The sequence below is a fragment of the Vibrio sp. 2132-1 genome (assembly GCF_033344315.1).
This window is the reverse complement of sequence record NZ_JAWPON010000020.1, coordinates 1-15,731: the sequence shown is the minus strand read 5'-3', so window position 1 is coordinate 15,731 and position 15,731 is coordinate 1. Positions and strand designations below refer to the sequence as shown.

Here is a 15,731-nt window from a genome sequence, read left to right as displayed (position 1 = left end):
ATTTATTCAGTAAAGCGATGGTTATGGCCTCTCTTTAATGCCAGTTTATGGCTTCTATTGAACCCAGGGAGATTGGAACACGTGAGAAAGTCGGCTTACGCAAGAAAGCTATTTCTGATCAGTATGGAAGATAATGCGCAAAAAAAAGTGGCGGCACTCGAAAAGTACGTTGATATGAGCATCCCGGTGATTTCAACCGCAGCACTCATGGAAGCCAAGCCACAACACCGTAATAAAATTCTACTGATCGACTTCAGTGAACATAAATCACTTGTTCAATCGATCAAAAACTTGCCTCTTGTATGGAAAAACTTTGAAACCGTTGTCTTCAACGTGCCTAAAAGACTAACCACAGATGAACTTCTTTCATTTGGTCAATTAAAAGGTGTGTTTTATTCTGAAGATACGCTAGAGCAAATTGGAGAAGGGTTAAAAGGCATTGTTAACGGTCAAAACTGGCTGCCGCGTAATGTAACCAGTCAACTTTTACACTATTACCGCAATGTCATTAATACTCATACTGCACCAGCTACGGTAGACCTAACCATTCGTGAGCTACAAGTACTGCGTTGCCTACAAGCTGGCGCCTCGAACAGTCAGATGGCCGAGGAGTTATTCGTCAGTGAATTCACCATCAAATCGCACTTGTATCAGATATTCAAAAAGCTATCCGTAAAGAACCGAGTACAGGCAATCGCCTGGGCAGACCAAAACTTAATGTCATGATGCAATGTGAGCGGCTCTGATAACTGAAATGACGAGTCGCTCATCTTTTTTCCGCACCGAGTCTCACATTTTTTCCTACTTTATTCATGATTCATTGATACCTCTCGTGTTAAAGTTATGCGCAGATTCTTGATAAAAACGAGATAGGATATTCCCCCAATGATAAAAAAATGTCTGTTCCCTGCTGCAGGCTATGGCACACGCTTCCTACCGGCAACGAAATCTATGCCAAAAGAGATGATGCCAGTCGTGAACAAACCGCTTATTGAATACGGTGTCGAAGAAGCAATCCAAGCTGGTATGAACGGCATGTGTATTGTGACAGGTCGTGGCAAGCACTCGATCATGGACCACTTTGATAAGAACTACGAACTGGAACATCAGATTAGCGGTACCAACAAAGAAGAGCTGTTGGTAGATATCCGTGAAATCATTGAATCTGCAAACTTCACTTATATACGTCAACGCGAAATGAAAGGCTTGGGCCACGCGATTCTAACTGGACGAGAATTGGTAGGCGATGAGCCATTTGCTGTTGTTCTTGCTGATGACCTTTGTGTGAACGAGCAAGAGGGCGTACTGGCTCAGATGGTGGCACTATTTAAGCAGTTCCGCTGTTCTATCGTTGCAGTGCAAGAAGTACCAGCCGAAGAAACGCACAAATACGGCGTTATCTCTGGTGAAATGATCAAAGACGACATCTATCGCGTAGACGACATGGTAGAAAAACCAGAGAAAGGCACGGCACCTAGCAACCTTGCTATCATTGGCCGCTACATCCTGACTCCCGATATTTTTGAACTGATTGAAAACACCGAACCAGGTAAAGGTGGTGAAATTCAAATCACTGACGCGCTGCTAAAACAAGCAAAAGCGGGCTGTGTATTGGCTTACAAATTCAAGGGCAAACGCTTTGACTGTGGTAGCGTTGAAGGTTACATCGAAGCAACTAACTATTGTTTTGAAAACCTGTATCTAAAAGATGAAAAAACCTCTGAGCTAGGTAAGCACGCAACACAAAAAGCAGTATAAAGCATCGTTATAGTACGAAATTACTGTATCGAAAGCCCAGCACAACGCTGGGCTTTTTACTTTACTGTTTTTTTATCCAGTAATTTTCTTTGCACATTTCTCACACTATGTAATACTTGCCCCACTTGGTTATACATAGAGCAAAAACGATGGATAAAATAGAAGTTCGCGGTGCCCGAACCCATAACCTTAAAGACATTAATCTTACAATCCCTCGCGATAAACTGATTGTCATTACTGGACTAAGTGGCTCCGGTAAATCCTCTCTCGCTTTCGATACATTGTATGCAGAAGGCCAACGACGCTACGTAGAGTCTCTCTCTGCCTACGCTCGTCAGTTTTTGTCTCTGATGGAAAAACCCGATGTCGACCACATTGAAGGGTTATCACCTGCGATTTCTATTGAACAGAAATCTACTTCTCATAACCCGCGTTCAACCGTCGGTACAATTACCGAAGTCTACGACTACTTACGTCTATTGTATGCTCGTGTGGGCGAACCCCGCTGTCCAACGCACCATGCCCCTCTTGCTGCGCAAACCATCAGCCAAATGGTGGACAAAGTCCTAGAGATGCCGGAAGGCAGCAAAATGATGCTATTGGCACCTATTGTCAAAGAACGTAAAGGTGAGCATGTTAAAACGCTTGAGAACTTAGCGGCTCAAGGCTTTATTCGTGCGCGTATTGATGGAGAAACTTGCGATCTTTCCGATCCTCCAACCCTTGAGCTACATAAAAAGCACACCATTGAAGTGGTGGTAGACCGCTTTAAAGTTCGTCCAGACTTACAACAGCGCTTGGCCGAATCTTTCGAGACAACACTCGAATTATCAGGCGGAATTGCGGTTGTCGCGCCAATGGATGGTGACGGTGAAGAGATTATTTTCTCCGCCAACTTCGCTTGTCCACAATGTGGTTACAGCATGCAAGAGTTAGAGCCGCGACTTTTCTCATTCAACAACCCTGCTGGTGCATGTGGCACTTGTGATGGTTTGGGTGTGCAGCAATACTTCGATCCAAGCCGAGTCATTCAAGATGATTCATTAAGCTTGGCACAAGGTGCGATTCGCGGTTGGGATCAAAAGAACTACTACTACTTCCAAATGCTCACCTCATTGGCCGATCATTATGGTTTTGACCTCCATGCCCCTTTTAATTCTCTGCCAAAGAAAACGCAAGATGTCATTCTAAAGGGCTCAGGTCGTACTGAGATTGAGTTTAAATACATCAACGATCGTGGCGATATTCGCGTTAAACGCCATCCATTCGAAGGTATTCTGAATACCCTAGAACGTCGCTATCGTGATACAGAATCCAACTCTGTCCGTGAAGAGCTTGCAAAATACATCTCCACTAAATCTTGTTCAAGCTGTGGCGGTACTCGTCTACGCCTTGAAGCACGTAACGTGTTTATTGCTGATACGACACTACCTGAGATTGTTGAACTCAGCATTGCTGATGCATTGGAATTCTTCCATTCCTTGAAACTGGAAGGTCAACGCGCCCAAATCGCTGAAAAAGTGATGAAGGAAATCAACGACCGCCTGCAATTCTTAGTTAACGTCGGTTTGAACTACCTAAACTTATCACGCAGTGCAGAAACCTTATCAGGCGGTGAAGCTCAACGTATTCGTTTAGCAAGCCAAATTGGTGCAGGTCTTGTTGGTGTCATGTACGTCTTAGATGAACCGTCGATTGGCCTCCACCAGCGTGATAACGAACGACTCCTAAAAACACTGACTCATTTGCGCGATTTAGGTAATACCGTACTTGTGGTAGAACACGATGAAGATGCGATTCGCTGTGCAGATCATGTCATAGATATTGGTCCTGGTGCTGGCGTACATGGTGGTAATGTTGTTGCGGAAGGCACCATGGAAGAGATAGTCGCGAATCCGAATTCTCTGACAGGTCAGTACTTAAGTGGTGTTAAAGAAATCGCAGTACCGAAAGATCGCACGCCGCGAAATCCGAAAAAAACGGTTGAGCTATTAGGCGCTACAGGTAATAACCTTAAAAACGTTAATCTTTCAATTCCTGTTGGGTTATTCAGCTGTATTACAGGAGTATCTGGCTCAGGTAAATCAACGCTGATTAATGATACTTTCTTTAAAATTGCGCATACCCAACTTAACGGAGCGACAACGGCTCAGCCTTCACCTTATAAATCGATTAAAGGTCTAGAGCACTTCGATAAAGTCATCGATATCGATCAAAGCCCAATTGGCCGTACACCTCGCTCTAACCCTGCAACCTATACGGGGATCTTTACACCAATCCGTGAACTGTTTGCAGGCACACAGGAGTCGCGTTCTCGCGGTTACAAGCCGGGCCGTTTTAGTTTTAACGTACGCGGTGGTCGTTGTGAGGCCTGTCAGGGTGACGGTGTTATCAAAGTAGAAATGCATTTCCTACCAGATGTTTATGTGCCATGTGATGTGTGTAAAGGTAAACGCTACAACCGTGAAACGCTCGAAGTACGTTACAAAGGTAAAACTATTGATGAAGTACTAGAAATGACGGTCGAAGATGCACGCACCTTCTTCGATCCAGTTCCTGCCATCGCTCGCAAACTACAAACACTGATGGATGTCGGTTTGTCGTACATACGATTGGGTCAAGCGGCAACAACACTCTCCGGTGGTGAAGCACAGCGTGTGAAACTGGCGCGAGAGCTATCCAAACGTGATACAGGAAAAACCTTGTACATTTTGGATGAACCAACAACCGGCCTTCACTTCCATGATATCCAGCAGTTGCTCACTGTACTGCACAGACTTCGCGACCACGGAAATACTGTCGTGGTGATCGAGCATAACCTGGACGTCATTAAGACTGCGGACTGGATTATCGATCTTGGTCCTGAAGGGGGTCAGGGTGGCGGCGAGATAATCGCTCAAGGCACTCCGGAAGATGTGTCGCAAATCGAGGGTTCGCACACAGCTCACTTCCTTAAGCCTATGTTGAAGTAGAAAAAACAGGTAAAGTATCGAGACCAGCAAGTGCTGGTCTTTTTTCATTCAAAACAACGCAATAACTATGGCTACTATACATGTAAGTGGAACAAAGCTTTCTCCCGAAAAAGTACAGGTTCCCCTCAATCGCAAGTTTCTCATTGCCTTGGCAACACTATTTGTGTTGGCAATGCACTTTTTCATGCCCAACCCCGGCGGTTCGGGGCTTTCGCTTTCGTTCAATGCGACAACTTGGATTGCTTTTAGCTTTGCATTAGGCATTGGGTGTTACCAACTTGCGAATAATCGAGTACTACGTTACTCAAAACTAACCATCGGCTTGTTCATTAGTGCTCTTATCATGACAGTGCCCATTCTGTACCCAAATGCGAATAGCAGCTTGGCAGCCAATAAGCTCATAGGCCTGTGGTGTGGTGTCCTGTTCTTTATTGTTTTACAACAATTTCATTTCAGTAATAAACATCGCCAACGCCTATTATGGTTCATTGTCCTTGCGGTTGTTATCGAAGCCATTTTTGGTCTGACACAATATCTGTATCTCAAACCAGGCAATCCGTTTGGTTACGACACGGTGGCCAATCGTCCTTATGGTATTTTCCAACAGCCCAATGTAATGGCCAGCTTTCTTGCGACAGGGTTGGTGATTGCAAGTTATTTACTTGCACGTCAGCCCTACAAATACGATCGTAAGTTAAGCGATGTTTACCTTCTCTATGCCGTGCCAGTTTTAACCTTACCACTAATTGTCGCGTTGGCTTCACGCACTGGTTGGTTAGCCTCGGTCATCGCCGTGTTGTTGGTCATTCCATACATGTACCGCTTTGCAACCAAAGGGCGCTTTATCCGCTGGGTTGTGTCACTTGTAAGTGGGCTCTTACTCTCTGTCGTTGTCATGCATCTTGCCTTTCCTGATGGAGGTGGGTTAGCCGCAGAAAAAGTAAATATGGAGTCTCCTCGAGCGTATACTTTTCCGCAAACATTAGACATGGTGATTGAAAAGCCTTTTACTGGTTATGGATATGGCAAGTTTGAATCTGAGTACATGCTGTATACGGCTCGTCAACATGCCCTAAATGAGAATTACCCAGCAGGTTTGCCAGCCATGGATCATCCGCATAATGAGCTACTTTACTGGGGAGTCGAAGGTGGCTTGCTGCCAATAATCGGCATCTTCTTAGCGATGGCACTGGTACTGTATCGAATCTATCAAGCCAAACGCGGAACTCGTCTTGCGTTGCTGGCCTTGTTTATACCTATCGTATTGCACTCACAACTGGAATACCCTTTCTACCACTCTCTCGTGCATTGGTTGATCTTCGTTATCCTACTATACTGGGTCGATCAGCGCGTCTCTCGTTATCGACAAGTCGGCTTTAGTAATGTGACCAAAAGCTTGCTGCGTGTTTTTAGTTTGGTACTTCCCGTTGCGTTTACGTTTTACATGGTAAGCGCATTACATACGAACTATGTATTGACGAAGTTTGAGACCACTAGACCAACTAACCCTGATATTCTGAATCAAGTCAGTAACCCTGTGGTTTGGAAAGACAGGTTTGATTGGGATGTCTATAGCACGTTTTTAAACCTTGGGCTGTACCAACAAGACGCAACCTTGATTCAGCCTTATATCGATTGGTCGCTAAAAATCATCAAAGATAAGCCTCGCCCTGCATTTTATAATAATTTGATTTTGGCCTACCAAGGCTTAGATGACTCAAGTAAAGCGGAGCAAATTAGAGCTGAAGCGCAGTTTTTGTTCCCGAAGATTGATTTCAGTGACGTCAATTACCAACCACCTTCTCAAGCAATCTCTGCCTCACCAGCCCCCACTTCAGGTGCAGAGTAATAAGTACCAAAAAGCGAAGGGATGACCTTCGCTTTTCTTTATCTCATTGCTGTATGATTTTATTCAGTGAGTGACTCTTCTAACGCTTTTAAGCACAGCGCAACGTTTTCAGATCGAGCGCCGTAACCCATTAAGCCAATACGCCACGCTTTACCAGCTAATGCCCCAAGGCCTGCACCAATTTCTAGGTTATAGGTTTCTAGCAAGTGAGCACGAACTTTTGCTTCATCAATTCCTTCAGGCACGTAAATCGCATTTAATTGTGGCAACCGATGGGCTTCGTCCACAACAAATTCAAATCCTAACTTTTGTAAGCCATTTTTGAGTTTTTCATGCATCAGTTGGTGACGAGCCCAAGCGTTTTCTAATCCTTCATTTTTCAGTATCAATAAAGCTTCATGAAGCGCATACAAGCTATTAACTGGCGCCGTATGATGGTAACTACGCTTGCCTTCTCCACTCCAATACCCCAAAACTAAACTCTGATCGAGGAACCAACTCTGTACTGGTGTTGTTCTTGCTTGAATCTTTTCAATCGCGGCAGGAGAAAACGTCACTGGTGAGAGTCCAGGTACACATGACAAACATTTTTGACTACCAGAGTAAACCGCATCCAGTTGCCATTCATCCACTTTTAACGGCACACCACCAAGCGATGTCACCGCATCAACAATAGATAATGCATTATGCTGTTTCGCGAGCTTACCCAATGCTTGAGCATCACTGACTGCACCAGTTGAGGTTTCCGCATGCACAAAAGCAAGAATTTTTGTATCTGGGTGCTGTTCGAGTGCTTGCTCGACTTTATCAATGGAAACAGGCGTCCCCCATTCATCATCGACGATAACAACTTCACCACCAGCACGGACGACATTTTCGCGCATGCGTTCACCAAATACACCATTACGGCAAACGATCACTTTATCGCCTTTCTCGATCAAGTTTACAAAGCAGGTTTCCATCCCTGCACTACCTGGCGCTGAAACCGCAATAGTGAACTCATTGTCAGTTTGAAAGGCATACTTCAATAGCTGCTTGAGCTCATCCATCATACCGATAAACAGAGGATCAAGGTGACCTACCGTAGGACGGCTTAGTGCTTGTAACACTTGAGGATAAATATCAGAAGGACCAGGTCCCATTAAAATACGGTGAGGCGGAATAAAGCTTTGGATCGACATGTCAGCTCCTTGATTATCTTTTATCCTGAGCATTCTAAAAGTTCTATTCAATAACATGGCTCAGGTGTAGGGTTCTTCACCCTAATAGATTTTTCCTCTATCAGCAATTAGCCGTAAGTATGGAGGTCAAACCAGTGTCACAAAATCGTTAATAAAAAACACCATAAAGGTTGAAATATTGATTGACATTAAGGCCTCAAAACCGTTCAATGTTTGAGCTTTATGTAGAAGAGGAGCGCTACCCAGGTAGATGATTTGTGGAACCGCAATTCCAACACCAATCATTGAGGGGGAGTAGTGCCGAGGTAAGTCAAAGTTGCAGGATTTGACTTGTCGGTTGAATTGGGCTGAATCCCATCAACTGTCATCAGCGCAGTCTGATGAAGGGCTTCTGAGGGTAAATTTTTCAAATAGCATTCTAAATACCTCTCTTTTTGCTCTGTTCCTTTTCTCACTAAACATTGGATGTACAATTTTTTAGGAAGCCGTGGGAGAACGCAGTGAGCGCATTTAACGTAGCTAAATTCGGTGGAACCAGTGTTGCCAACTTTGAGGCAATGAGTCGTTGCGCCACCATTATCGAAAACAATCCAAATACTCGCCTGGTCGTGAGCAGCGCTTGCTCTGGCGTCACCAACCTATTGGTAGAACTCGCCAACGGTGTTCAGGATCAAACGCACCGTACTGAGCTGCTACAAAATTTGGCCAACATTCATGACGCCATTTTAACTCAGCTCGAAGACAGCACGAAAACTGCTGCCGAGGTGTATGGCATATTAGATACCGTAACCAGCCTGGCCGAGGCTGCATCTATCCAAGCTAGTGCGAAGTTAACCGATCATTTAGTCGCATGTGGTGAACTCATGTCGACGCACATTCTAACTCAGTTAATGTGTGAGCGAGGCATTCAAGCAGTGCGCTTTGATATCCGCGATGTGTTGCGTACTGATGACAACTTTGGTCGCGCGGAGCCAAACATTGAAGCAATTTCGACGCTTGCGCAAGATAAACTCGTACCACTTTGCCAACAATCCGTTGTTGTTACTCAAGGCTTCATAGGATCTGACGAAGCCGGTAATACAACAACATTAGGTCGAGGGGGCAGCGATTACAGCGCCGCCTTAATTGCTGAGAGCGTTAAAGCGGCAGGGCTAGAAATCTGGACTGATGTTCCGGGAATCTACACAACAGACCCGCGAATTGCACCAAAAGCCTCACCAATTCCTGAGATCAGCTTTAGTGAAGCTTCAGAAATGGCTAACTTTGGCGCTAAAATCCTTCACCCTTCTACGCTAGTACCTGCATTGCGCCACGACATTCCGGTATTTGTAGGGTCATCGAAAGAGCCAGAAAAAGGGGGAACTTGGATTCGCCACCAAGTCGAAAGCTCACCGTTATTCCGTGCGCTAGCTTTGCGTTGTAACCAAACCATGGTAACGCTACGCAGCGCCAATATGTTCCACGCATACGGTTTTTTAGCAAAGGTCTTTGAGATCCTTGCAAAGCATAAGATCTCTGTCGATTTGATCACGACATCTGAAATCAGTGTATCGTTAACACTTGATCAAACTGATACCTCTGGCGGAGCACCACAGCTGCCGCAAGCTGCACGAGAAGAGTTAGAAGAGTTATGTAAGGTAGAAGTTGAACATGACCTATGCCTCGTTGCTCTCATTGGAAACAACATGAGTGAGAGTAAAGGCTACGCGAAACAGGTTTTTGGCACGCTAGAAGATTTTAACCTACGCATGATTTGTTATGGCGCTAGCCCTCACAACTTATGCTTCTTGCTCCATGAATCGGTATCGAAACAAGCCATACAAAAACTCCACACTGAGTTGTTTGAGAAGTAAGTTCAACTCAATAAAACAAAGGGCTGCGTATTTGCAGCCCTTTGTCGTTTCATTAGTTGTTACATTTGGACGAGGTAAACATCAATTTAACCGTTAATGTTTGGCCCTAACCATTTTTCAGCCTCGATCCTATCCCACCCCTTACGATCGGCGTAACTCTCTAGCTGATCTTCTTGGATCTGTGCGATCGCAAAGTAACGTGAGTCAGGATGAGAGAAATACCAACCAGAGACTGACGCGCCCGGATACATTGCATAGCTGGAGGTTAGAGTCATACCAATGTTCTCTTCCACATTAAGTAACTCCCAAAGCGGTCCTTTTTCAGTATGTTCAGGACACGCGGGATAACCCGGCGCAGGGCGAATACCTTGGTATTTTTCACGAATGAGATCATCGTTAGATAAATCTTCATCAGCTGCATAACCCCAAATTTCTTTACGGACACGCTCATGCAAATACTCAGCAAACGCTTCGGCTAGGCGATCCGCCACCGCTTGAATCATAATTGCGTTGTAATCATCTCCCTGTGCTTTGTATTCATCAGCAAGCTCTCGTTCACCAATACCACCAGTGACAGCAAATGCCCCTATCCAATCATGTTTACCCGACTCTTTAGGTGCGATGTAGTCGGATAAACAATAGTTGAATCCTTTTGGTTTCTCGGTCTGTTGTCGCAAGTTACGTAATACTTTCACAACGTCGGTACGAGTTTCATCAGCATAAACTTCAATGTCGTCCCCCACGCTCGCAGCAGGGAATAAGCCACACATTCCACGCGCTTTTAACAGGCCTTCTCGCTCAACTCGATCAAGTAACTCGTTGGCATCTTCGAATAAACGTTTTGCTTCTTCACCAACTTCTTCATGTTGGAAAATTGTTGGATACTTACCCACAAGTGACCAAGTCATAAAGAATGGTGTCCAATCGATGTATTGACGTAATATAGCCACATCAAAATCATCGAAGATATGAATGCCAGGCTTAACAGGCACTGGAGGGGTGTAAGCTTCCCAATCGATAGCAACTTTATTCGCTCGAGCCGCTTCTAATGTCACTGGTTTGGTTCTCGGTTTCTTTCGATTATGTTGATCACGTACTCGTTCGTAATCAGCTTCAAGTTTTTCAACAAACTCAGGGCGACGTTCATCTGACAGAAGAGAAGTACATACGCCCACTGCACGTGAGGCGTTGTTCACGTAAACCACTGGATGCTTGTAATTTTGCTCAATCTTAACTGCTGTATGGGCTTTTGACGTTGTTGCGCCACCGATGAGAAGAGGTAAGTTAAAGTCGAGACGCTCCATCTCTTTTGCAACATGCACCATTTCGTCTAATGAAGGCGTGATCAACCCTGATAAACCAATAATATCGACGTTTTCTTCTTGCGCTACTTTTAAGATCTTTTCGCAAGGAACCATGACACCAAGATCAATAATTTCATAATTATTGCACTGCAATACAACGCCAACGATATTTTTCCCGATATCATGTACATCACCTTTGACCGTCGCTAGCAAAATCTTACCGTTTGTTTGTCCCACCTGCTTTTCTGCATTGATGTAGGGCTCCAGATGCGCGACTGCTTGCTTCATCACTCGTGCAGATTTTACGACCTGAGGAAGGAACATTTTACCTTCACCAAACAAGTCTCCGACGACGTTCATCCCATCCATTAGTGGGCCTTCAATCACCTCTAATGGCTTTGAAGCGTTGACACGAGCCTCTTCGGTATCATCAACGATGAACTCAGTTATTCCTTTCACTAACGCGTGCTCTAAACGCTTTTCAACAGGCCAAGTTCTCCACTCAAGTGCAGAGGCATCCTCCTCTTTACCTACCCCTTTGCCTGCATATTCCGCCGCGATATCTAACAATCTCTCAGTGGCGTCATCACGACGGTTAAGAACGACATCTTCCACAGCCTCACGCAATTTTTCAGGCACGTTATCGTAGATTTCTAACTGACCCGCATTCACAATCCCCATATCCATACCATTTTTAAAACAGTGGTAGAGGAACACCGCGTGAATCGCTTCACGTACATAGTTATTGCCACGGAAAGAGAATGAGACGTTAGAAACACCACCAGATATCATCGCATGTGGTAAATCACGTTTGATATCGCCAACGGCTTCAATGAAATCCACCGCGTAGTTATTATGCTCCTCGATCCCCGTAGCAATGGCAAAAATGTTGGGGTCAAAAATGATGTCTTCTGGTGGAAAGCCCACTTCATCAACAAGAATTCGGTAAGCGTTGGTACAAATTTCTACTTTGCGCTCACGTGTATCTGCTTGCCCAATCTCATCAAACGCCATCACAATCACAGCCGCACCGTAACGGCGGATCAACTTAGCTTGTTCAACGAATTTCTCTTTGCCTTCTTTGAGAGAGATCGAGTTAACAATGCCTTTGCCTTGGATGCACTTAAGACCGGCTTCAATAACCTCCCACTTGGAAGAGTCAACCATGATTGGTACTTTTGAGATTTCAGGTTCTGACGCACAAAGGTTTAAAAAGCGAACCATACAAGCTTGTGCATCCAACATGCCTTCATCCATGTTGATATCGATAATTTGAGCGCCATTTTCAACTTGTTGACGAGCCACATCGAGCGCTTCATCGTACAGCTCTTCTTTAATTAAGCGCTTAAAACGCGCAGAACCGGTTACATTCGTACGCTCACCGACATTGATAAATAAAGAGTCTTTATCAATAGCGAGTGGCTCCAGGCCAGACAAGCGACAAGCAACGGGAAGTTCAGGTAATTGACGAGGGGCGATATTTTCAACCGCGAGTGCCATTTGGCGAATGTGCTCAGGAGTTGTACCACAACACCCACCAATCAAGTTTAAAAAGCCACTTTGAGCCCACTCTTTAACATGCTTAGCCATATCTTCTGGCGACAAATCGTATTCGCCGAATGCATTCGGAAGCCCAGCATTTGGGTGAGCGGAAACAAAAGATTCTGATATACGAGAGAGCTCTTCAACATAAGGACGCAGCTCATCTGGACCAAGTGCACAGTTCAAACCAAACGAAATCGGTTTAACATGACGTAATGAGTTGTAAAACGCTTCTGTGGTTTGACCGGATAATGTCCGACCGGAAGCATCAGTAATAGTCCCCGAGATCATCACAGGTAACTCAATCCCCATCTCTTCAAACACACTTTCAACAGCAAATGAACAAGCCTTAGCGTTAAGCGTATCGAAGATGGTCTCGATAAGAATAAGGTCTGAACCACCTTTAATTAGAGCACGAGTCGATTCAGAGTAAGCCTCAACTAACTCGTCGAAAGAAACATTTCGATATCCAGGGTCGTTTACATCAGGAGAGATAGAACAAGTGCGGTTCGTCGGCCCTAAAACCCCTGCGACATAACGCGGTTTATCGGGTGTTTTTTCGGTCCATTCGTCTGCAACTTCACGTGCAAGCTTGGCAGCTGCAAAGTTAATTTCTTCACTTAGGCTTTCCATCTCGTAGTCAGCCATCGCAATGGTTGTTGCGTTAAACGTGTTGGTTTCGAGAATATCTGCACCCGCTTCTAAATATGCAGCGTGAATTTCCTTGATAAGTTGAGGCTGACTTAGAACCAACAGGTCGTTGTTACCTTTTAGATCACAATGCCAATCCGCAAAGCGCGTTCCTCGATAGTCTTGCTCTTCAAGTTTGTATCCCTGAATCATGGTTCCCATACCACCATCAATCAAAAGAATACGTTGCTTCAATTGAGCTTCAATCTGTTGTCTTACGTTACTTCCCACAGTACAGCCTCATTCCTTTAGTTATCTTTCCATCCTATCACACAAATTTCAGGAGTCTAGACGTCTAAACGTGGAATTAATGATTATTTTATCTCCTTCTTAACTTACAAAATAATCACGAAAAAATGTTTGCTATTTAAGCAGCATCAGCCGAGAATTCCATTCATAAAATGTTACAAATAGAGAGCTCTATGTCGGTCTATCATACTTTATGTTTTCTATCCGCAGCTGCGATGCTAATTGCTTTTGTAAACAGCAAGATAGGAAAGATGCAAACCACCATTGCGATTACCGCAGGTTCAATGGTGCTTTCACTTCTAATCTTAATTGCGGGTCAAAACAACTGGTTCCATCTCACCGAAATTGCAACGGAGACGGTCACAAGGATTAACTTCGAAGATTTCTTGCTCAAAGGCATTCTTGGCTTCTTACTATTTGCTGGTGGACTAGGCATCAAACTCCCGAACCTTAAAGATCAAAAGTGGGAGATCACTGTTTTAGCCCTTGGAGCCACACTGTTTTCTACGTTCTTTATTGGATTTGCGCTGTATGGGTTTTGTCAGTTAATTGGCATCCAATTTGATTTGGTCTACTGCTTACTATTTGGTGCTCTAATATCGCCAACTGACCCAATCGCTGTATTGGCTATTGTGAAAAAACTAGATGCTCCTAAACGTATCTCCACTCAGATTGAAGGAGAATCGCTCTTCAATGATGGCTTCGGTTTGGTTATCTTCGTCACTCTATTTACGATTGCATTTGGCACTGAGGCACCAACTGTAGGTAGTGTCACCTTACTCTTCATCCAAGAAGCTATCGGTGGTATCACATATGGTTTCGTCCTCGGTTTGCTATTCCACTACTTGATCAGTGCCACCGATGATCACTCAATGGAATTGTTACTTACCATTGGTGTCCCAACAGCAGGTTACGCATTTGCTGAATACATCCATGTATCAGGCCCACTAGCAATGGTTGTATCCGGTATTATGATTGGCAACTGGACACGCTTTATTGGCTTTTCAAAAGAGAGTGAAGATCACCTTGACCATTTTTGGGAGCTTGTTGATGAGTTCTTGAATGGCGTGTTATTCCTACTGATCGGCATGTCGATGCTGCTGTTTGAATTCCACAAAGAAGACTGGATCATGATGGCTATTTCAGTCCCTCTTGTACTAGCAGCTCGCTATTTAAGCGTATTTCTCTCGTACATTGGCTTTAAGCGTTACAGAAAATATAACCCGTGGTCAGTACGTATTTTGACGTGGGGCGGCTTACGCGGGGGCCTTGCATTGGCAATGGCACTTTCCATTCCATCTGGTATTTGGGTGATTCAAGATAAGTTAATCGATGTAAAAGAGATTATTCTTGTAATGACCTACTCCGTCGTTGTTTTCTCTATCCTCATTCAAGGCTCAACAATCACTCCAATGATTGAAAAAGCAAAAGCAGAAGAGAAGAAGATGGAAGAGAACAACCAAGCAATAACCACTCCGGAACATACGGAGACAGTGGACTCTTAAAGACACGTAACTTAATAAATAAAAAGCAGCTACCTAGCTGCTTTTTTCATAACTAATTTTCAGACTCCCCTTCAAGGACGAAGGCTCCTTATTCTTTGATATACCATCAAATATACGAAGAATCGCTACGCTACATTTTCATAGATACTAACTATTGCTGATAGATAGTATTCATAGACGAGCCTTTTAATTTACCCATTTTCATCTGTATCACTTCTCTTACCTTGGCAATATAGGCTCCTCGTAAACATCAAAGCTAAACTTCCACAATACTTAGCAATGAGCGAGTTTGTATTTTTATGAGAAAGAGGCATTTAGGGTAATTGCGTTCAGAACCCAAACAGGTTAGCAACCTCACCAAGATAAAACTGAGCTAGCATTCAGGTAGATCAAAGCCTTAACAGAAATGTAGCCCCCCTCCTTCTTGATCTCAGTGAGACTAAACTTGTATTCAAAGTCGTCCTGTTTTCAAATTAGAAACAAGCGACACTTCAAACAATTAAACTCTGTCACATAACTAGATTTTCTAATATCGAATAAAAGGAGCTTTGGTGAATGAAGAGGCTCAAAACTAGCGCTCGAGACTGCAGGAACCACACAAAACTGCGTTCCACTTCACTCAAACAGGGCTTAGAAAGCATCGCCAGAGGGAAGCCTGCCTCTCGATGCAAGGTTTCAATATGAAAGTGGATTTAAGGTAAGTCGGTTAACCAAAACGAAAAAAGCCCCAGTCTTTCGACTGAGGCTTAATATAAGTGGCGGAGTGGACGGGACTCGAACCCGCGACCCCCGGCGTGACAGGCCGGTATTCTAACCAACTGAACTACC

General features: G+C 44.3%; 8 protein-coding genes and 1 riboswitch. Of the genes, 6 read left to right on the top strand and 2 right to left on the bottom strand.

The features are described 5' to 3' along the window. Window positions 1–81: 81 nt before the first annotated feature. The 4 genes from R8N47_RS19560 (at window position 82) to R8N47_RS19545 (ending at window position 6,579) form a co-directional block, all read left to right on the top strand. A complete protein-coding gene (locus R8N47_RS19560) occupies window positions 82–726 on the top strand; it encodes a LuxR C-terminal-related transcriptional regulator (RefSeq protein WP_005381237.1) in 645 nt (214 codons plus the stop codon). 159 nt (window positions 727–885) lie between these two features. After that, window positions 886–1,758 carry a UTP--glucose-1-phosphate uridylyltransferase GalU gene (gene galU / locus R8N47_RS19555; RefSeq protein ID WP_005381239.1) on the top strand — a complete coding sequence of 291 codons (873 nt, stop codon included), beginning with the start codon at window positions 886–888 and terminating at the stop codon, window positions 1,756–1,758. 149 nt (window positions 1,759–1,907) lie between these two features. Further along, entirely contained in the window at window positions 1,908–4,730 is a 2,823-nt protein-coding gene (gene uvrA, locus R8N47_RS19550; protein ID WP_064354333.1) for an excinuclease ABC subunit UvrA, read from the top strand. Between the two features lie 67 nt (window positions 4,731–4,797). Next, window positions 4,798–6,579 (top strand): PglL family O-oligosaccharyltransferase, encoded by a 1,782-nt coding sequence (locus tag R8N47_RS19545; RefSeq protein ID WP_025767593.1) that lies wholly within the window; start codon window positions 4,798–4,800, stop codon window positions 6,577–6,579. 59 nt (window positions 6,580–6,638) lie between these two features. Here R8N47_RS19545 and R8N47_RS19540 read toward each other — a convergent pair whose 3' ends face one another. Next, window positions 6,639–7,760 (bottom strand): pyridoxal-phosphate-dependent aminotransferase family protein, encoded by a 1,122-nt coding sequence (locus R8N47_RS19540; protein WP_017821323.1) that lies wholly within the window; start codon window positions 7,758–7,760, stop codon window positions 6,639–6,641. A 220-nt stretch (window positions 7,761–7,980) separates the two neighbouring features. Continuing rightward, a riboswitch (Lysine riboswitch) is annotated at window positions 7,981–8,159 on the top strand. Window positions 8,160–8,260: 101 nt separating this feature from the next. Here R8N47_RS19540 and lysC point away from each other — a divergent pair. Continuing rightward, the gene (gene lysC / locus R8N47_RS19535) at window positions 8,261–9,613 is read left to right on the top strand and encodes a lysine-sensitive aspartokinase 3 (protein ID WP_017821324.1); all 1,353 of its coding nucleotides are present in this window, start codon (window positions 8,261–8,263) and stop codon (window positions 9,611–9,613) included. An 86-nt stretch (window positions 9,614–9,699) separates the two neighbouring features. Here the strand turns inward: lysC and metH are convergent, their stop codons facing one another. Next, window positions 9,700–13,380 (bottom strand): methionine synthase, encoded by a 3,681-nt coding sequence (metH, locus tag R8N47_RS19530; RefSeq protein ID WP_064354334.1) that lies wholly within the window; start codon window positions 13,378–13,380, stop codon window positions 9,700–9,702. 191 nt (window positions 13,381–13,571) lie between these two features. Here metH and R8N47_RS19525 point away from each other — a divergent pair, with 191 nt between their 5' ends. After that, a complete protein-coding gene (locus R8N47_RS19525) occupies window positions 13,572–14,903 on the top strand; it encodes a cation:proton antiporter (RefSeq protein ID WP_064354335.1) in 1,332 nt (443 codons plus the stop codon). Window positions 14,904–15,731: the final 828 nt, after the last annotated feature.